The organism is Mesorhizobium sp. M0615 (assembly GCF_040320805.1).
Classification (GTDB): Bacteria; Pseudomonadota; Alphaproteobacteria; order Rhizobiales; family Rhizobiaceae; genus Mesorhizobium.
Window position 1 is genome coordinate 252,472 of the sequence record NZ_JAMYQI010000011.1, and the last position, 17,508, is coordinate 269,979.

Genomic DNA, 17,508 nt, shown 5'->3' on the forward strand with positions numbered 1-17,508 from the left:
CTATGCCAGTCTTTGGCGAATGGTTTGCTTGAAGGCGTCGAGCAGCACGGCGGCGAGCACCAAAAGGCCGTGGATCACCTGGGTGAAATTCGCCGGCAGGCCCATCAGATTGATCGCCGTGTTGATGGAGGAGAGCAGCAGCACGCCGGCATAGACGCCGGGCAAGGTGCCGACACCGCCTTTCAGGCTGACGCCGCCGATGACGACCGCGGCAAAGGCGTTGAACAACAGCCCGGTGCCGAGATTGGCGGTGGCGCCCGAGGTGCGGATGGCGAGCAGCCAGCCGGCGAGGCCGGCAATGGCGCCGGCAAGTACGAAGGCGATGATCAGATTGCGGTTGACGCGGATGCCGGCGCGGAAGGTCGCGGTCTCGTTGCCGCCGATCATCACGAGGTGGCGGCCGAACGGCGTCTTGGCCATGATCAGCGAGAACAGGACGAAAAAGGCGACGGCGATCCAGGCGGTCAGCGGCAGGCCGGCCATTAGCTGGATGCCGAACCAGCGGATGGCCGGCGCCAGATCCTGTGCCGAGCGGCCGCCGGAAATCACCAGCACCAGGCCGCGCACCCAGATGTAGGACGCCAGCGTAATGATAAAGGCGCTCATCTTCACCTTGACCACGAGATAGCCGTTGAAGGCGCCGATGAGGCCGCCGACGGCCAGCGCAACCAGCAGCGAAACGGGAACCATCAGCCATTGCGGATTGAGCTGTATGCCCATGCCGATGCCCGATGAGCAGAACAGGATGCCGACCGCCATGGCGCTGAGTGCGGCCACCGATTCCACCGACAGGTCCATATGGCCGGCAATGATGACCAGCGACAGGCCGATCGACATCACGCCGAGAACGCTCGAGGCCTCGATGATGTTGGCGAAGATGCCGAGCTGGAAGTAGTTGGGGACGAAGACGGAAAAGACAACCAGCACAAAGATCAGCATGAACCAGACGAGGTTGTCGAGGACGAACTCCAGGGCTTTGCGGCTGCGCGGGTTCATGGGCTGATCCGGTTGGCGCCCCCGAGAAAATCAGGCTGAGAAATCAACTCGATTTCGTCGGGTTCAGGCGCGGGTTTAGGTTCGCCACGGTGTCCTGGGACGCGGCGTCGTGAATGGGCAGGCTCCGGGCCGCAATGGCCCGGAGCGCTTCGCTAGGCGACTATTCGACAGACTTGATCGTGTCCGTCGGCGGCTTCTGGTTGCCCCAGAAGGCCGGATTGTCGACGTTTTCCTTGGTGATGGCGGCGCCCGGGATCTTGATGTTGGGGCCCCAGCTCTCCTTGGTCACGGTCGACTTCAAGCCGAGCACGTCATACTCGCCAGGCTTGATTTCCTGCTTGCCGGCGATCTTGTCCATGAACATCGCCACGGCTGCGGCCTGCGCATAGAGCGGCTGTTCGACTTCGACGTTGAGCCAGCCCTTGCGGATCAGGTCGAGACCGACCGGAGCGCCGTTCGAGCTCATCAGCATGACGTCGCCCGGCTTCTTGCCGGCGGCCTCGAGCGAGGCGACGGCTGCGACCGACAGGTGCGCGGCATGGCTGAAGATCAGGTCGATGTCGGGGTTGGCGAGCATCTGGTCGGCAACGATGGTGCCGGCATTGCTGGCTTCCCATTGCATGGCCGGCAGCGAGATGATCTTGACGTCCGGGAACGCCTTCAACTTCTCCTCGAAACCCTTCTGGATGTCGAGCGTGTAGGGATCGCCGGGATCGCCCAGCACCTGCAGGATCTTGCCCTTCACCGAGCCGTTCTTGGCGGTCAGAAGCTTTTGCGCCTGCTCGGCGGCGACGTAGCCGATCTCGACCGTGCCCGCCACCGAGGTGAAATCGGACGGGGTCGAGGTGATCTGGCGGTCGAACTCGACCACCGGAATGCCGGCCGCACGCGCCGCTTCGATGGACGGCTTCAGCGCGTTGAAATCGACGGCGGCCAGGATGATCGCCGCCGGCTTCAGCGCAATGACGTCGTTCATCTGCGATTGCTGCGCGTCGGTCTTGTTGTCGGCGTTGAGTGTTTTCACCTCATAGCCGACCTGCTTGAGGAACAGCTCCAGCGCGCTCACCGAGCCGGTCTGGAATTCATCGAGCAGGGTCGGGACCATATAATAGACGGTGCCCTTGGTCTGGGACATTGCCGGCGTGAGCGAGGCAAGAGCCAGTGCCAGGATACCGAAGACAAGAACCAGTATTCGCTTCATGTCGTTCGCTCCTCTTTTATACCGGACCCCTCTTTTGTCCCTCAACCTGCCGGTCCGGCACCGGCAAGCGTCTCACCGGTGATCATGTTGATCACCGCATCGGGACTTGTTTTGTTGCGTGCGACATCGCCGGCCACGACGCCTTGCCGGATCACCACGATCCGGTCGGCGACCTGAAAAGCCTGTTGCATGATGTGGGTGATGATGACGACGCCGATGCCCTGGTTGGCCACCTGGCGGATCATCTCGAGACCGCGCCGCGTCTGCTCGACACCGAGGGCGGCGAACGGCTCGTCAAGCAGCACCAGCTTGCCGCCCCAGTGCACGAAGCGGTTGAGCTCGATGGCCTGACGTTGGCCGCCCGAGAGATGCTCGACATTGGTGCGCAGCGACGGGATGCGGGTGCCCGCACTTGCCAGCGCCTTGCCGACGACGGCCTCCATGGCGCGCTCGTCGAGGATGGGGACACCGAGAACCTTGCGGGTGATTTCGCGGCCCATGAAGAAATTGGCGACGACGTCGACATTGGTGCAGAGCGACAGGTCCTGGTAGACGGTCTCGATGCCGGCAGCCTTGGCCTCGGCCGGCGTCTTCGCCAGAAACTCCTTGCCCTCGAACAGCATGCGGCCGGAACTCGGTTCGAGGCCGCCGGCGATGATCTTGACCAGTGTCGACTTGCCGGCGCCGTTATCGCCGAGCAGCGCCACGACTTCGCCCTTGCCGATCGAGAAGCTGATGCCCCTCAGCGCATGAATGGCGCCGTAATTCTTGGTGACGTTTTCGAGTACCAGCAGCGGTTCGGTCATGCCGCCACTCCCTTGCTGTGCATGAGGTCGGACCGGCGCTCGCGCTCGGCAATGAACATCTGGCCGAAGCGCGGCGACAGCACGCCCGAAACGGCCAATGCGGCAGCGCCGCGCAGCACCGAATGCTTGCCGCCGGTCGCCACCGTCACGCGCGGTGTCTTGCGGTCGCGCCGCGCCGAGACCGAATTGGGAAGCTGTCCCGCCGCGCCGACGAGCGTTTCGAGCAGGTCGGTGGGCGCAAGCCCGCCGAGGATGACGGTTTCCGGGTCGAACACATTCTCGATGGTGACTATGGCGTTGCGGAAGATCGGCGCGATCTCGGCCACCCAGGCGGCGTCGCTGATGTTGCGGCGGCGACGTGCTTCGAGCGAGAGATACCGTTCGAGGCAGCCGCTGTTACCGCATGGGCAAGGTTCGCCACCGGGAACGGCAGGGATGTGTCCGATTTCGCCGGCATTGCCCCAGGCGCCGCGCATCACCGCGCCGTCATGCACGATGACGCCGCCGAGGCCGACGCCGAAATAGAGGTAGTAGTATTCGGAATAACCGGAGCCGAGACCGTAAAGCCGTTCGCCCATGGCCGCCGCCGCCATGTCGGTTTCGAAGAAGGCCGGCAGCCCGGTCGACGCCGCCAGCCGTTCCGGCAGCGCAACATCCTTCCAGCCGGCCATGGTCGTCGGGCCGACGAAGCTCATCGACTCCACGCCGAAGGGTCCAGGCAGCGCCATGCCGATGCCGAGCACGCGCCCGCCGGGCCGCAGCGCGGTCAGCTCGGGCACCATCGCGCCGATCAGCTCGAAGGCATGGTCGGGCGTCGCATGCGGCGCCTCGCGATGCATGCTCTCGATCACATCGCCGCTGAGATTGATGAGCGCCGCGTCGATCCCCAGCGGGGTGAGGTGGACGCCCACGGCATAGCCGCCCTCGGGGTTGATCCTGAGCGTCGCCGGCGGCAACCCGCGTCCGCGCGGCTCCTCGCGCAGCGACAGCACATAGCCATGCTCTTCGAGTTCGCGAACGATGGTCGATACGGTCTGGACGGTGAGGCCGACCCGGCCGGCAATGTCGCCGCGAGCGATGGGACCGTGAAGGCGGATGGACTCCAGCACGATGCGCCGGTTGTAAGGCCGCCCGAACTCCTGATTGGTCCCCCGCAGTGCCATGTCCGCGCCCCTTAGGAAGGCCAAGACTTGCACAGGCAATTTATTCAGTCAAATGGAATTCAAAAATAATTCGTGACGGTTCCGAACGCGGTGCAGGACCTGTCCCATTCGTCGCGCTGGCCGATTGCAGCCGGGCTGAAACCACCGCAATGGTGAATGACGTCAGGCGGGCGCGGGGCTCGCCGGCCAACAATCCAGCAGGAAAACCGATGATCGAATTGCCTTTTGCGCGCGATGAGTACCAGCGGCGGCTCCAGAAGATCCGCGCCGAGATGGCGGCGCGTGGGCTCGAACTGCTGGTCGTCAACGATGTCGCCAACCAGCATTACATCACCGGCTATGACGGCTGGTCGTTCTACACGCCGCAGGTCGTGCTGGTCCCGATCGAAGACGAGGCCGAGCCGGTCTGGATCGGCCGCGCCATGGATGCGGCAGGCGGCTTGCTGACGGCCTGGATGAAGCCGGAGAATGTGGTTGGTTTTCCCGAGGACCATGTCCAGCGCGCCGATCGCCATCCGATGGACTGGATAGCGGCCTGGATCGTCGCCAAGGGCTGGGGCGCGAGACATATCGGCGTCGAGCTCGAAGCCTATTATTTCTCGCCGAAGGCGCATGCCCGGCTGGTCGCCGGCCTGCCCAATGCGAAATGGCACGACGCCGATCTCCTGGTGAACTGGATCCGCGCCGTGAAATCCGCGCCGGAAATCGCCTACCTGCGCAAGGCGTCGACCTTGGCTGAAGCAGCTGTCGCGCGGGCCTTCGAAGTCATCGCGCCAGGCGTGCGCGAATGCGATGCGATTGCCGCGATCCAGGCGGCGCAGATTGCCGGCAGTCCGGACTTCGCCGGCGACATCACGGCGCTTCCGCCGACAATCCTCGGTGGCGAGAATGCATCGGCTCCGCACATCATGTGGAGCGATCGGCGCTTCGGCAAGGACGAGACGATCGCGCTCGAACTTGCCGGTGTCTGCCGCCGCTATGCCGCAGGCCTCGCCCGAACGATGCAGCTCGGCAACACGCCGGCCCGTGTCGCCGACACCGCAAAGGCGGTGATCGAAGGCATGGATGCGGTGCTCGACGCGGTCAGGCCGGGGACCACAGCCGAAGCGGTCGAGGCCGCATGGCGCAAGGTTATCCAGCGCTCCGGGCTGAAGAAGGAATCGCGCATCGGCTACTCCATTGGCGTCGCCTATCCCCCGGATTGGGGCGAGCACACGATCAGCCTGCGGCCCGGCGACAAGACCGCGCTGCAACCCGGCAACGTCCTGCACTCCATTCTTGGCATGTGGATGGATGGCTGGGGCATCGAGATCAGCGAGACCATTCTGGTGACCGAGACCGGCCATGAGACGCTGACCAAATTCCCGCGAGACATCCATGTCAAATCCTGACCGGTCAGCCACGACGGACGCCACCGCGACCCGCCTGACGCATCTGCTCAATATTGGATCGTCCGGCGCTCGATCAGCACCACAAGACAAAACAGGACGATCGACAGGCCCGATGACAGCACGATCGCCGCGTAGAGGCGGTCCGACTGGTAGTTGAAGGACGCCTGGATGATCAGCGCGCCAAGTCCTTGGTCGGAGCCGATCCATTCGCCGACAATGGCGCCGATCACGGCGGTGGCCGAGGCAATCCTCAGCGATGAGAACAGCATCGGCAAAGCGCGCGGCAGCCGCAGGCTCCAGAACGTGACGCCGGAGCACGCGATGTCGGATTGCCAAACAACAGGATGGTACAACGGGTGAAGGAGGCGGGGGCGTGCAACCAGCCGCCTGGCTTGACCCTACAGATACTGCTCGACCTTCTTGCCGACGGTCAGGAAGCGCAGCGGGTCGATGGCCTCGCCATTGTGGCGGACTTCGTAGTGCAGGTGCGGGCCGGTCGAACGGCCGCTGCTGCCGGTTTTGCCAATGATGTCGCCGGCTGCGAGTTTTTGGCCGACGGCAACGTCGATCTCGCTCAGATGGCCGTAGCGCGTGGCAAAGCCGTTGCCGTGATCGACCTCGACCATGCGGCCATAGCCGCCGTTCCAGCCGGCCTTGGTAACGATTCCGGCCGCCGTGACCTTGGCTGCCATGCCGACCGGCGCGCGGAAATCCATGCCCGAGTGCAGGGCAGCGGTGCCGAGGATGGGGTCAGTGCGCACGCCGAACGGGCTGGTGACGGAGTGGCCCGGCGCCGGGTTGGCGAGCGGCAGCCGCCGCGCCTCTTTCTTCAACTGGTCGAGCGTATCCAGCGCCTCGTCCAGTTCCTTGACCTTGCTGTCGAACATCATCGAGCTGTCAAGCGGGATCAGCGGTCCGCCGACATCGCTTTCGTTTTTGCCGAAATCACTGTCGACCGGCAGACCGGCCGCTTCCAGCGCCTGGGTGATGGCATCGGCGTTCTTGTAGGCGTTGTCGGCCAGGGTTTCGATGCGGGTGAGTTGCTGGCTCTCGATAGCCTTCAGTGAATCATTGATCGAGACGAACAATTTGTCGGCGCGGTCCGCAGCCGTTTCGCTGGGCAGCGGATCGGAACGTGTCGACCACAGCGAGAATGGCCTGGTGTCGCCCGAACCAAGGCTGGCGACCGAATAGGCGAGTGGCTCGCCGCCAGTCAGTTCGGCATGTTCGTCGGGTTTTGCCGCCACATCCGCGGCGGCCGGCGTGCCGACCTCGTTTTCCGCCCGTTCGAGGATCGGGCCGAGGCGGCCATGGCGCTGGCTGAGCTGGCTCTGCCGCTCGATCAATTCGCTGACCTTGGTCTCCATCAGTTTCTGGTCGAGAAGCTGGCGGCTGGTGATGCGGTCGACCTGCGCGCGAAGCGCCGAGATGCGATCCTCATAGGCCTGCTGCATGCGCGCCTGCCGGGCCGCGGTGGCGCCGATCAGATCGTCGCGCAGCACGAGATAGGAGGTCGCCAAGAGATAGCCGATGGCGATCGCCGCCAGTGCCGAGCCGAGAAAGGCGACGAGCCACGGCCGGATGGTGAAATGTCGTATTTCATTGCCCCGCGCAATGATGACCGTATGCGGCTCCTTGCGCCTGCCGAAGACCGCTGACTGACCGGTTAGGTTCACGGGACCAAGCTTTCGTTACGACACCAACGAAGCCCGATTACACATTATTAGGGTTAACAAAGTTTTGCCGTCGCGGGCGCGCTAGTGACCAACGGTGTCAGCCACCCGCATATGTCTTATGCCCCAATGCACTGCGCGGCGTTGGCCAGATCGGTGGCGCCTCAAAGCGCGCGCACCGCCTCCAGCACTGCTTCGGCATGGCCTTTCACCCGGACCTTGCGCCAGATCCCGGCGATCCGCCCGTCCTTGCCGATCAGGAACGTCGCCCGCTCGACGCCCATATAGTTGCGGCCATACATCGTCTTCTCGACCCACAGATTGTAGGCCTCGATCACCTTGCGCTCCTCGTCGGCAACCAGGTCGACGGTGAGATCGTATTTGGTTTTGAACTTGTCGTGCTTCTTCACGCTGTCCGGCGACAGGCCGATCACCACGGCGCCGGCCTTTTCGAACTCCGGCTTCAGCTGCGAAAAGCTGATCGCCTCATTGGTACAACTTGTGGTGTCGTCCTGCGGATAGAAATAAAGTACAACGGGCTTCCCCCGCATCGAGGCAAGGCTGAGTGAGCCGCCGCCGTCGCGCGGAAGATCGAATTGCGGCGCAACGTCGCCAACGTCGAGATCAGCCATATCGATGCCCTTGTTTGAGGTTACGCGGCCCTAAGTCAAAGAGATAGAGCATGATGCCTGGACAAACGGAAACCGTTTGTCCCAGAAAACCGCCTCACACTTTTCGGCATCATGCTCTAGCCTGCGTCGTTATAGTGTCGGGCGGGGATTCGTCCACGATCGAATTCGCACAACGGAAAATTGCGTGGATCAGGAAGAACCGCAGCACGAGAAAATCCGGTTCAGGCGTGACGAGATCACCGACCTGGGGGCTTTCCCGTCTGCTTGCCGCGTGCCGCCGCTCGGCAAGGCACGGATCGGCCGCGGCTTTCGCATCCTTGCGCGGCTGTTTGCCGGCGTTGCGGCCCTGGTGCTGCTGGCCGCCGCCGCCGTCTACGTCATCGGCGCCACCGGCATCGGCAGTGAACGGCTGCGGTTGGAAGCCGAAACGGCGATCGAGAAACTGGCCGGTTTCGACGTCAAAGTCGCCGTCGGTCCTGCCAGCCTGACACTTGACGGATCGAGCTTCATTGCGCTGCAGGTCAAGGATGTCAGCGTGGAGACCGCCGACGGAAAGCCGATGGCCGATGCCGGGCGCGTCCGCTTCGGCATCCGGCTGGTCCCGCTGCTTTCGGGCGAGGTTCGGCTGACCAGCGCCAGGATTTCCGACGCTCATATCGTCACCGCGGCGATGCCGTCGGGTGGTGACTGGACAGCGCGCCTGCGCAATCAAGACGGTCTCATCGATCCGGAAAAACTGGCCGCCGCCGTCTTCAGTGACGTCAATCGTGCACTCGATGCCGTGCGCGAGGATTCGATGCGCCGCATCGATCTTAGAAATGTCGCGTTCGAGCTGCCCGAGGCCGGATCGGTCAAGCTGGTCACGATCGCCAACGCCACGGTGCTGCAGTCGGGCCCCGGCAGCATGGAGTTCTCGTCCGAGGCGGATGTCGATGGCCGCGCGCTCACCGTCACCGCCACCGCCACCCGCGATACGAGCTCGATGCGCGTCACCGCCTTGAACGCCGTCATCGACATGGCGGATGTCGCGGAGACAACGCCGGGGGCCGGCGGGAAAACCGGCGCGATTGCTTTGAAGCTCACCGGATCCGAAGGCTCGGGCGAGACCGATTCGCGGCTGACGGGCTCGCTGTCGCTAACCGGCTCGGTGCTCGACCTCGGCACACGCGGGCTGTTGCCGGCCGATGTCGATGTCGACGCCGCCCTCGTCTCCGGCTCCAACAAGATCGATGTCGGCAGGCTGGTTCTAAAGACCGGGCGCTCGGCGTTCAATTTCGCCGGCTCGATCGGGCCAAAGCCGTCGACCGGCGCGGCCGGCGAGGAGCCTTCCTATCGTTACGACCTGACCAGCGACGGCTCGACGCTGGCGCCTTCGGAATCGCCCGAGCCGGCGCTGAATTTCTTCGCCCGCATCGCCGGCGTCTATCAGGTCAAGAGCCGCAAGCTTGTCGCCGACCAGATCGGCATCAGGTCGGGATCGGGGAGCGAAGTGCTGGGAACCGCTGCGGTTTCCTTCATCGACAACGGATCGCCGGGTATCTCGGTGTCGCTCAACGTCCACGACATGGCGGTCTCGCACGTCAAGCAATTGTGGCCCTGGTTCTCGGCCAAGAACGCGCGGCTGTGGGTGCTGCAGAACCTGTTTGGCGGCCGCGTCGTCGATGCCAGCCTGCAGTTCCAGGTCGTGCCGGGGCGTCTCGGCAACGGCGTGCCGCTTTCGGCCGACGAGGTGTTCGGCCGCTTCCAGGTCGAGGGCTCGCGTTTCGACACCGCCGGCCGCATCCCGCCGATACGCGATGCCGTCGGCGTCGTTTCCTTCCACGGCAACGATGTCGACGTCGCGCTGTCCTCGGGCAGCGTCTATATGCCGAGCGGCCGCACCGTGGCGGCAAGCAATGGCACACTGTCGGTAAAGGCGGCAAACCACCCGCCGGTGATCGGCGCGCTCGACATCGACGTCGCCGGTGAGGCGCCGGCCATCGCCGAACTTGCCTCCTACGAACCGATCAACGCCATGCGCCATGTCGGCATCTTGCCGGACGACCTGTCGGGCACGGTGACCGGCCACGTCAAGGCCGACATTCCGTTGCAATCCGGCGTCGACACGTCGAAGCTCGATTGGCTGGTATCGCTCGACTACAAGGACCTGTCGCTCGCCAAGCCGTTCGAAGGCCAGATGGTGACCGATGCCGACGGCTCGATCGAAGTCGGGCCCGACAAGGCGGTGATCTCTGCCAAGGCGCGGCTGAACGGCATTCCAGCCGAGCTCGATCTGGTCGAGCCGCTCAGGGATGACGGGCCGCCGCGCAGCCGCAAGGTGGCGCTTGTGCTCGACGAAAAGACGCGCGCCATGGCCATGCCTGGCCTGTCGCCGCTGATTTCCGGCACCATCAAGGTGGCAATCGACAAGAGCGGCGAAGGCGGCAGCCAGAACGTCGACGTCGACCTGACGAGCGCCAGGCTGGACATTCCCTGGGCAGGCTGGAGCAAGGGGCCGGGCATTGCCGCCAATGCCACTTTTACCATGACCAAGTCCGGCGATACCACGACGCTGTCCGACTTCGACCTCGACGGAAAGAGCTTTTCGGTCGAAGGCAATGTCGTCCTGGTCAAGGGCGCGCTGTCGTCGGCCCGCTTCAGCAAGGTCGCCTTGAACCGGGGCGACGATGTCGCCGTGACGGTGAAGCGGTCGGGCAAGGGCTTCGCAGTCGATGTCAGCGGCAACGCGCTCGATGCCCGCTCGCTGATCAAGCAGTTCACCTCCGATGTCGATACCGCCACCAAAACCACCGGCACGGACGCGGTTTCGGTCAGCGCCGACGTCAATTCGCTAACCGGGTTCCATGACGAGGTCCTGTCCAATTTGAAGCTCGACTACAGTGCCGCCGGCTCCAGGGTGAACAGGCTCAAGGTCAGCGCCGCGGCAAGTTCCGGCGCCGCCATCACCATCAGCAATACGGCAGGCAATGGTGCTCGCGCGCTCACCATGAAGTCGGCCGACGCAGGCGCCATATTGCGCTTCCTCAACATCTACGAGCATATGGAAGGCGGATCGATCACGCTGGCGCTGAGCGGCACAGCCGACGGCCCGATGCGTGGACAGGTCGATTCGAGCAACTTCTTCATCGTCAATGAACCCAAGCTCGCCTCGATCGTCTCGACCACGCCAACCGGCGACAGCCGCAGCCTGAACGAAGCGGTCAAGGGCAAGATCGACACTTCGCGGGTAAAGTTCGAGCGCGGCTTTACCGAGATCGACAAGGGGTCGGGCTATTTGAAATTGGCGAATGGCGTGCTGCGCGGCCCGCGCATCGGCACCACCTTCCAAGGCACGCTCTACGACCAGAACAACAATATGGACATGACCGGAACCTTCATGCCGGCCTATGGCCTCAACCGCATCTTTGGCGAACTGCCGCTGGTCGGCGCGCTGCTCGGCAATGGCCGCGACCGCGGGCTGATCGGCGTCACCTACCGGCTTAAGGGCAACGCCAACAAGCCGGTGCTGGACATCAACCCGCTATCGGTAATCGCGCCGGGCATTTTCCGCTCGATCTTCGAATATCGCTGAGGATCCCAGAAGACGGGTCAGACCGGCCGCACCAGAACGTGTTTTTTCTTGCCCACTGAAAGCTTTGCGACGTTTTCCGGACTCAAATCAAGAGGCGTCACCATCCGCCGGTCGTCCGCCACCGGCTGGTCGTTGAGGCGCACGGCGCCACCCTGTATGTGACGCCTTGCCTCGCCGTTTGACCCGGCAAGGCCCGCGCTGACCAGCAGCGACAGGATGCCGATGCCGGCTTCCAGCGCGGCGTCGTCCACTTCCACGGTCGGCAGCGTTTCGGCCGTCACGCCTTCCTCGAATGTCTTGCGCGCAGTTTCCTCGGCCGCGAGCGCCGCCTCGCGGCCGTGCACGATGGCCGTGGTTTCGGTGGCCAGCACCTTCTTGGCCTCGTTGATCTCCGAGCCGCCAAGGGCGGCCAGCCGCGCGATCTCCGACAGCGGCAGCCGGGTGAAGATCTTCAGGAAGCGCTCGACGTCGGCATCCTCGGTGTTGCGCCAGTACTGCCAGAAATCATAGGGCGAGAAGAGGTCGCCGTTCAGCCACACCGCGCCCTTGGCCGATTTGCCCATCTTGGCGCCCGACGATGTCGTCAGCAGCGGCGTGGTCAGCGCATAAAGCTGCGGCGTGCCCATGCGGTGGCCGAGATCGACGCCGTTGATGATGTTGCCCCACTGGTCCGAACCGCCCATCTGCAGCCGGCAGTCGTGGCGGCGGCTGAGCTCGACGAAATCATAGCCTTGCAGGATCATGTAGTTGAATTCGAGGAAGGACAGCGACTGTTCGCGCTCGAGCCGCAGCCTGACGCTGTCGAAGGTCAGCATCCGGTTGACCGAAAAGTGGCGGCCGACATCGCGCAGGAACTCGACATAGTTGAGCTTCATCAGCCAGTCGGCATTGTTGACCATGATGGCGTCATTGCCAGTGTCGCCGAAGCGCAGGATGCGGCCAAAAATGCGCTTGATGCCTTCGATGTTGGTGGCGATCGCCCCGGGCGTCAAAAGGCTGCGCTGGTCGTCGCGGAAGGACGGGTCGCCGATCATCGAGGTGCCGCCGCCCATCAGTGCGATCGGGCGGTGTCCGGTCTCCTGCATCCAGTAGAGCATGGTCGCCGATATCAGATTGCCGATGTGCAGGCTGGTCGCCGTGGCGTCGTAGCCGACATAGGCGGTCACCGTTTCCGTCGCGAAAAGTTGATCCAGCCCGGTCTCATCCGAAATCTGGTGGATGAAGCCGCGCTCGCTCATAACGCGCAGGAAATCGGACTTGAAGGCGGGCATTGTTTCTTCCTGAAAGCGCCGGGTCTAAACGGCCCGGCATGGCCTGAACGCGGGCGTTTAGCATCCAAGCGCGTCAAGCAAAAGTGGTTTCCGATTTTGCGCCGGCATGGACAGCCTATTCTGCACTGCCGCGCATGCTTGCTTCATCCTGTCGGCTGGCGTAATGAGGCGCCGCGCCAACGGGTTCGATCCGCTGGAACGGCACCGCACGGCATCCACCGAATGCCATATCTTGTGACAGAGCCCGACGCGATATGCCGGACGCATTGATATCCATCGTCATTCCCTGCCGCAACGAGGCGGCGAACCTGCCGCTGCTGATCGACGAGATCGAGGCGGCGATGACCGGGCGCGACTTCGAAATCATCGTCGTCAATGACGGTTCGACTGACGACACCGCTTCGGTGCTTGCCGCTGAAGCCGCCAAACGTCCGTTTCCGCTTCGCCAGCTTCGGCACGAAAAATCCGCCGGCCAGTCGCTTTCGGTGCGCTCGGGCGGTTGGGCGGCGCGCGGCTCGATCGTCGCCACCATCGACGGCGACGGCCAGAACGACCCGCAATATATCCCCGTGCTGGTCGATGCGCTGCGTCGGGCAGGGCCCGATTTCGGCGCCGCGCAGGGGCAGCGGTTGAAGCGCCGCGACAGCAAGATCAAGCAATTGGCATCGCGTTTCGCCAACTGGCTGCGCGGCGCGATCCTGCATGACGACACCCGCGACACCGGCTGCGGCCTGAAGGCCATCCACACCGACATCCTGCGCAAACTGCCCTTCTTCGACGGCACGCATCGTTTCGTTCCGGCCCTGGTCATCCAGGAAGGCTACCGCGTCGTCCATTGCGACGTCGTCGACCGCTCGCGCCGCCACGGCAAGTCGAATTACGGCATCTTCGATCGCGGCCTGCAGGGCGCGCTCGATCTCGCCGGCGTCTGGTGGCTTCGGCGCCGGCGCCGCAGAATGCCAAAGGTAGAGGAAATCACGCATGGCTAACGTGTTTCAGGAATTGGCGACCTGGCTGCACCAGGTTTTCGTCAAGCAGTTCGACGCCTGGGTTCTGCTCGGCTTCGTTGCCCAGTTCTTCTTCACCATGCGCTTCCTGGTGCAGTGGATCGCTTCGGAAAAGGCCAAGCGCAGCGTCGTGCCGATCGCTTTCTGGTTCTTCTCGCTGTTCGGCGGCGGGCTGCTGCTGGTCTACGCCATCCAGCGTGAGGATCCGGTGTTCATCGCCGGCCAGGCCATGGGCATGGTGATCTACGTCAGAAATTTATGGCTCATCGCCAATGAGCGCAAGGCGGCGATGACCAAGGTCGACTGAGCCACCAGTCCCGCCAAATCCAGTCTGTCCGGTGTCGAAATGAGCAGGAACTACATCTTTCTCTTCCTGTTCAGCCTGATGATGACGGCGTCGGGACTGGCCTCTATGCCGCCGCTCGACCGCGACGAGCCGCGCTTCGTCCAGGCGACCAAGCAGATGACGGAGACCGGCGACTATGTCGACATCCGCTTCCAGGACGCGTCGCGCTACCAGAAGCCGATCGGCATCTACTGGCTGCAATCGGCCGCGGTGACGCTGAGCGGCGAGGGGGCACAGGCGCCGATCTGGATCTACCGGCTGGTCTCGGCGCTGGGCATCGCCATCGCCGTCGTCGCAATCGCCTGGACCGGGGCCAATCTGTTCGGCGCCAATGCCGGTCTTGCCGCCGGCCTGGTCGTGGCGGCGATTTTCGCCACCGCCTTCGAAGGCCGCGACGCCAAGACCGACGCGATGCTGCTTGCCTGCTGCGTTCTGGCGCAAGGCGCGCTGGCGCAGATTTATCTGGCATCGCGCCGCAGCGAGCCTGTCGCCGGCCATCTGCCGTGGATTTTCTGGGCTGCGCAGGGCGCGGCTATCCTCATCAAGGGGCCGATTGCACCGCTGCTGTCGGCGCTGACGGTGCTCACGCTGGTTGCCTTCGAGCGCGATTGGTGCTGGCTGGCAAAGCTGAAAGCGGCGCGAGGGCTGGCTCTGGTTCTGCTCATCGTGCTGCCCTGGCTCGCCCTTATCACCTGGAAGAGCAACGGCGCCTTCCTGCAGCAGGCCGTCGGCAAGGATATGCTCGGCAAGGTCGCGCAAGGCGAGGAGTCGCACGGCGTTCCGCCGGGCTTCTACGTGCTGACCTATTGCCTGTTCATGTGGCCGTTCGGCCTTGTGGCGCTCGGCGCCGGACTGCAGGCGCTCAACCGATTGCGCGACGATCCGCGCCTGCGTTTCTGCCTCGCCTGGTACATTCCGTTCTGGCTGGTCTTCGAATTGATCCCGACGAAACTGCCGCATTATGTGCTGCCGGCCTATCCCGGCATGGCCCTGCTCATCGGCTGGCTTGTGACGCTGACACCGCAAGAGGCAAATGCGCCGCTCAGGCGCTGGCAGACATGGCTGTGGTGGGCGACCGCATTCGGCACCGTCCTGGTGACAGTCGGTCTCGCCGTGCTTTGCGTCGGTGCGCCGATCTATCTCATGAAGACATTTTTATGGTGGAGCGTTCCGGCCGCCGCGGCAGCATTGGGCGCCGGCTACCTCGCTGTTTCGCGCCAGAAGCTGGTGCCGCTGGTCCGCATCGGCGGGGCTGCGGTTTGCGCCGGTATAACCTACGCCCTGCTGTTCGGTGTCATCGTGCCGTCACTGAAACCGATTTGGATGAGCCGGGAAATCGAGGCTGCGGTTCGCGCCGATCGTCCCTGTGAGATGAGCGTGCTCGCCTCCGCGCAATATCACGAACCGAGCCTGGTATTTCTGGTGGGCACAAAGACGGTACTGACCGATGTCGATGGGGTTGCGCAACATCTGCTTGGCGATCCGGCCTGCGCTTTGGGCCTGGCGCCGGTCGGCGATGAAAAACGGCTGGATGACCTGCTGGCAGGGCAAGGCAAGAAGGCCAGCCGCGTCGCTGAAATCGACGGCATCAACTATTCGTCAGGTGATAAATTGTCGCTCGGCCTGTACCGTGTGGCGAACTGATATCTCTTCGATGATCGCTTCGAGCTCCGCATGTTGACGAAGTCGCCATCACCGGCGCGTGCCGCTATGCCTGCCATGCTCCGGCAGTCTGTCGATAATATCCGCGATACTTTCGGGATTGTACGGCATCGCCTGGCGACGCGCCCGGCGCGCTACCCGAAAATCCTGTGGTCGGTCTGGGTCGTGGCCTGGCTTTTGCTGACGATCGCGGTGTCGCTCCGGTTCGACCATCTTGCGGGCACCATGGCGAGGCAGTGGGCTTCAGGCTCGACCAATGTCTTCCGCATCGCCGAGTTTTTTACCTTCTTCGGCCTAGGCGGCTGGTATCTTGTCCCGTCGGTACTGGTGCTGATTGCTGCGAATCTGACGGATTGGCGCAGCCTTTCCCGGCGCGCGCGGATGACCTTCTACAACTGGACCTGCTTTGCTTTCATGGTGCTGGGTTCGATCGCACTCTCGGCCATGGTCGTCAACGTGCTGAAATATGGCGTGGGCAGAGCCAGGCCAATGAATTTCGACAAGCTCGGCGATCTGTCGCTGCATCCTTTTTCCATGGAGGCGCGCTTTGCCAGCTTCCCATCCGGCCATGCCACGACCATGGGTGTCATTTTCGGCATTGCGCTGCTGTTGTTGCCCCAGCGCAGATGGGTGCTGCTGGCTGCAACCTTGTCGGTCGCATCGACCCGAATCTTTATCGGCGCGCACTATCCGAGCGACACTGTCGCCGGATTCGGCCTTGGCTGTGCTGTTGCCATCGTCTGCGCGATGGTGCTTGGCCGGCTGGGATGTATCTTCCGCTACACGGCGTCGGGGTTGCCGGTGGCAAAAACTACGTTCCGCCTATTCCGTCGGGCTCGCAAACCAAACCAAAACGATGCGCCGAGACAGACGAATTTCCGCATTGGAGCAGCGCCGGCAGGCAACTGAATTGCTGACGCCTTTGGAACCATCTAAGACCACCCCAGCTAGCTGTCGATGCCACCCCAGCTCCGCACCAGCCGAGCCATGTCGGGCGCGCCGGCGGCGTCCTTCTCCAGCCCTTCGGCGACACCGACGCGGTCGGCGACAGGCCGGTTCTGGCTGACTTTCCACTTGCCGCTGATTTCGGCGATCTCGATCTCAAGCCCGACAATGCCCTTGATTTGCGACTGGATGAAGGTCGGCGGCGCATCGGTCACCGCCCAGGGTGCCTCGCGGGCGCCTTCCTGCGACAGCGTCAGCTCGGTGATCTGCTGTGCGATCCAGGCGGAATCCTCGATCACTCTGACGGTTCCTCGCACCTGGACAATGGCGTAGTTCCAGGTCGGCACGACCTTGCCGGTCTCGCGCTTGGTCTCGTACCAGGACGGCGTCACATAGGCGTCGGCGCCCTGGAAGACGACCAGCACCGGCGATGTCGGATTGTCGGCCAGCTGACGCCATTGCGGGTTGGCCCTGGCCAGATGGGCGCGCAGCCGGCCATTCGGCCCAACCTCTGCATCAAGCAGGAAGGGAATGGCATTGGCGACCGGGCCATCGGTGCCGTTGGAGATCAGCAACCCCAGCGGATGCGTCCGGATCAGCCCGTGCAGGACGTCCGGCCGCGTTTCCTGGAAATGGGGAGGCTGGTACATGATCGGTCATGCCTTCTTGCGCTGGCTGAACCGGCATTGTGCACCGTTCAGCCGAGCCGCGCCACATGTCAGGCTGGCTTCACCGTTTGGATCACCCGAAATGGCATTGTCGCGCCCATGATGGGCACGACTCTGACGGCATCGGACCGGGAGTTTTTGTTTTGACGCAATTCCGGACGGAAAACCCGTTTACA

The 17,508-nt window shown here is 63.6% G+C and carries 14 protein-coding genes and 1 pseudogene; 6 read left to right on the forward strand and 9 right to left on the reverse strand.

All coding sequences use genetic code 11. The features are described from left to right. From NKI46_RS21415 to NKI46_RS21430, 4 genes are all read right to left on the reverse strand, one after another. The gene (locus NKI46_RS21415) at window positions 1-996 is read right to left on the reverse strand and encodes an ABC transporter permease (RefSeq protein WP_352747791.1); all 996 of its coding nucleotides are present in this window, start codon (window positions 994-996) and stop codon (window positions 1-3) included. A gap of 160 nt (window positions 997-1,156) precedes the next feature. Beyond that, the gene (locus NKI46_RS21420; RefSeq protein ID WP_023684845.1) at window positions 1,157-2,197 is read right to left on the reverse strand and encodes a sugar ABC transporter substrate-binding protein; all 1,041 of its coding nucleotides are present in this window, start codon (window positions 2,195-2,197) and stop codon (window positions 1,157-1,159) included. A 41-nt stretch (window positions 2,198-2,238) separates the two neighbouring features. Then, window positions 2,239-3,003, reverse strand: coding sequence for an ATP-binding cassette domain-containing protein (locus NKI46_RS21425; RefSeq protein ID WP_023669142.1), 765 nt, complete (start codon window positions 3,001-3,003; stop codon window positions 2,239-2,241). Next, entirely contained in the window at window positions 3,000-4,166 is a 1,167-nt protein-coding gene (locus tag NKI46_RS21430) for an ROK family transcriptional regulator (RefSeq protein WP_352747794.1), read from the reverse strand. The genes NKI46_RS21425 and NKI46_RS21430 overlap by 4 nt, the downstream gene beginning before the upstream one ends. A 209-nt stretch (window positions 4,167-4,375) precedes the next feature. On the opposite strand from NKI46_RS21430, the gene NKI46_RS21435 reads away from it, so the two are divergent. Next, window positions 4,376-5,557 carry a M24 family metallopeptidase gene (locus NKI46_RS21435; protein ID WP_352747797.1) on the forward strand — a complete coding sequence of 394 codons (1,182 nt, stop codon included), beginning with the start codon at window positions 4,376-4,378 and terminating at the stop codon, window positions 5,555-5,557. 47 nt (window positions 5,558-5,604) lie between these two features. Here the strand turns inward: NKI46_RS21435 and NKI46_RS21440 are convergent. The 3 genes and pseudogenes from NKI46_RS21440 to NKI46_RS21450 form a co-directional block, all read right to left on the reverse strand. Continuing rightward, a pseudogene (locus NKI46_RS21440) lies at window positions 5,605-5,862 on the reverse strand (ABC transporter permease); the annotation flags it as partial. Window positions 5,863-5,955: 93 nt separating this feature from the next. Then, a complete protein-coding gene (locus NKI46_RS21445) occupies window positions 5,956-7,233 on the reverse strand; it encodes a M23 family metallopeptidase (RefSeq protein ID WP_023739405.1) in 1,278 nt (425 codons plus the stop codon). A 161-nt stretch (window positions 7,234-7,394) separates the two neighbouring features. After that, window positions 7,395-7,862, reverse strand: coding sequence for a peroxiredoxin (locus tag NKI46_RS21450; protein ID WP_023697549.1), 468 nt, complete (start codon window positions 7,860-7,862; stop codon window positions 7,395-7,397). 184 nt (window positions 7,863-8,046) lie between these two features. Between NKI46_RS21450 and NKI46_RS21455 the strand changes: the two genes are divergently transcribed. Further along, the gene (locus NKI46_RS21455; protein WP_352747800.1) at window positions 8,047-11,433 is read left to right on the forward strand and encodes a YhdP family protein; all 3,387 of its coding nucleotides are present in this window, start codon (window positions 8,047-8,049) and stop codon (window positions 11,431-11,433) included. 17 nt (window positions 11,434-11,450) lie between these two features. On the opposite strand, the gene tyrS is transcribed toward NKI46_RS21455, so the two are convergent. Continuing rightward, window positions 11,451-12,704, reverse strand: coding sequence for a tyrosine--tRNA ligase (gene tyrS / locus NKI46_RS21460; RefSeq protein ID WP_352747803.1), 1,254 nt, complete (start codon window positions 12,702-12,704; stop codon window positions 11,451-11,453). A gap of 254 nt (window positions 12,705-12,958) precedes the next feature. Here tyrS and NKI46_RS21465 point away from each other — a divergent pair, with 254 nt between their 5' ends. The 4 genes from NKI46_RS21465 to NKI46_RS21480 are packed head-to-tail and all read left to right on the forward strand — an operon-like array spanning window position 12,959 to window position 16,628. Continuing rightward, window positions 12,959-13,693 (forward strand): glycosyltransferase family 2 protein, encoded by a 735-nt coding sequence (locus NKI46_RS21465; RefSeq protein ID WP_352650067.1) that lies wholly within the window; start codon window positions 12,959-12,961, stop codon window positions 13,691-13,693. After that, on the forward strand, window positions 13,686-14,018 hold the full coding sequence (locus tag NKI46_RS21470) for a lipid-A-disaccharide synthase N-terminal domain-containing protein (protein ID WP_023669132.1): 333 nt from the start codon (window positions 13,686-13,688) through the stop codon (window positions 14,016-14,018). The genes NKI46_RS21465 and NKI46_RS21470 overlap by 8 nt, the downstream gene beginning before the upstream one ends. A gap of 39 nt (window positions 14,019-14,057) precedes the next feature. Then, entirely contained in the window at window positions 14,058-15,701 is a 1,644-nt protein-coding gene (locus NKI46_RS21475) for an ArnT family glycosyltransferase (protein WP_352747806.1), read from the forward strand. A 30-nt stretch (window positions 15,702-15,731) separates the two neighbouring features. Beyond that, window positions 15,732-16,628 carry a phosphatase PAP2 family protein gene (locus tag NKI46_RS21480; RefSeq protein WP_352747809.1) on the forward strand — a complete coding sequence of 299 codons (897 nt, stop codon included), beginning with the start codon at window positions 15,732-15,734 and terminating at the stop codon, window positions 16,626-16,628. 38 nt (window positions 16,629-16,666) lie between these two features. Here NKI46_RS21480 and NKI46_RS21485 read toward each other — a convergent pair whose 3' ends face one another. After that, window positions 16,667-17,314, reverse strand: coding sequence for an FMN-binding negative transcriptional regulator (locus NKI46_RS21485; RefSeq protein ID WP_023700865.1), 648 nt, complete (start codon window positions 17,312-17,314; stop codon window positions 16,667-16,669). Between the last annotated feature and the right edge of the window lie 194 nt (window positions 17,315-17,508).

What these genes read in the sequence shown, in the direction of transcription:
- NKI46_RS21430 (WP_352747794.1), bottom strand. Translation starts at nt 4,166, where the DNA reads ATGGCACTGCGGGGGACCAATCAGGAGTTCGGGCGGCCTTACAACCGG.
- NKI46_RS21465 (WP_352650067.1), top strand. Translation starts at nt 12,959, where the DNA reads ATGCCGGACGCATTGATATCCATCGTCATTCCCTGCCGCAACGAGGCG.
- NKI46_RS21470 (WP_023669132.1), top strand. Translation starts at nt 13,686, where the DNA reads ATGGCTAACGTGTTTCAGGAATTGGCGACCTGGCTGCACCAGGTTTTC.
- NKI46_RS21480 (WP_352747809.1), top strand. Translation starts at nt 15,732, where the DNA reads ATGTTGACGAAGTCGCCATCACCGGCGCGTGCCGCTATGCCTGCCATG.
- NKI46_RS21450 (WP_023697549.1), bottom strand. Translation starts at nt 7,862, where the DNA reads ATGGCTGATCTCGACGTTGGCGACGTTGCGCCGCAATTCGATCTTCCG.
- NKI46_RS21475 (WP_352747806.1), top strand. Translation starts at nt 14,058, where the DNA reads ATGAGCAGGAACTACATCTTTCTCTTCCTGTTCAGCCTGATGATGACG.
- NKI46_RS21420 (WP_023684845.1), bottom strand. Translation starts at nt 2,197, where the DNA reads ATGAAGCGAATACTGGTTCTTGTCTTCGGTATCCTGGCACTGGCTCTT.
- tyrS (WP_352747803.1), bottom strand. Translation starts at nt 12,704, where the DNA reads ATGCCCGCCTTCAAGTCCGATTTCCTGCGCGTTATGAGCGAGCGCGGC.
- NKI46_RS21435 (WP_352747797.1), top strand. Translation starts at nt 4,376, where the DNA reads ATGATCGAATTGCCTTTTGCGCGCGATGAGTACCAGCGGCGGCTCCAG.
- NKI46_RS21415 (WP_352747791.1), bottom strand. Translation starts at nt 996, where the DNA reads ATGAACCCGCGCAGCCGCAAAGCCCTGGAGTTCGTCCTCGACAACCTC.
- NKI46_RS21425 (WP_023669142.1), bottom strand. Translation starts at nt 3,003, where the DNA reads ATGACCGAACCGCTGCTGGTACTCGAAAACGTCACCAAGAATTACGGC.
- NKI46_RS21485 (WP_023700865.1), bottom strand. Translation starts at nt 17,314, where the DNA reads ATGTACCAGCCTCCCCATTTCCAGGAAACGCGGCCGGACGTCCTGCAC.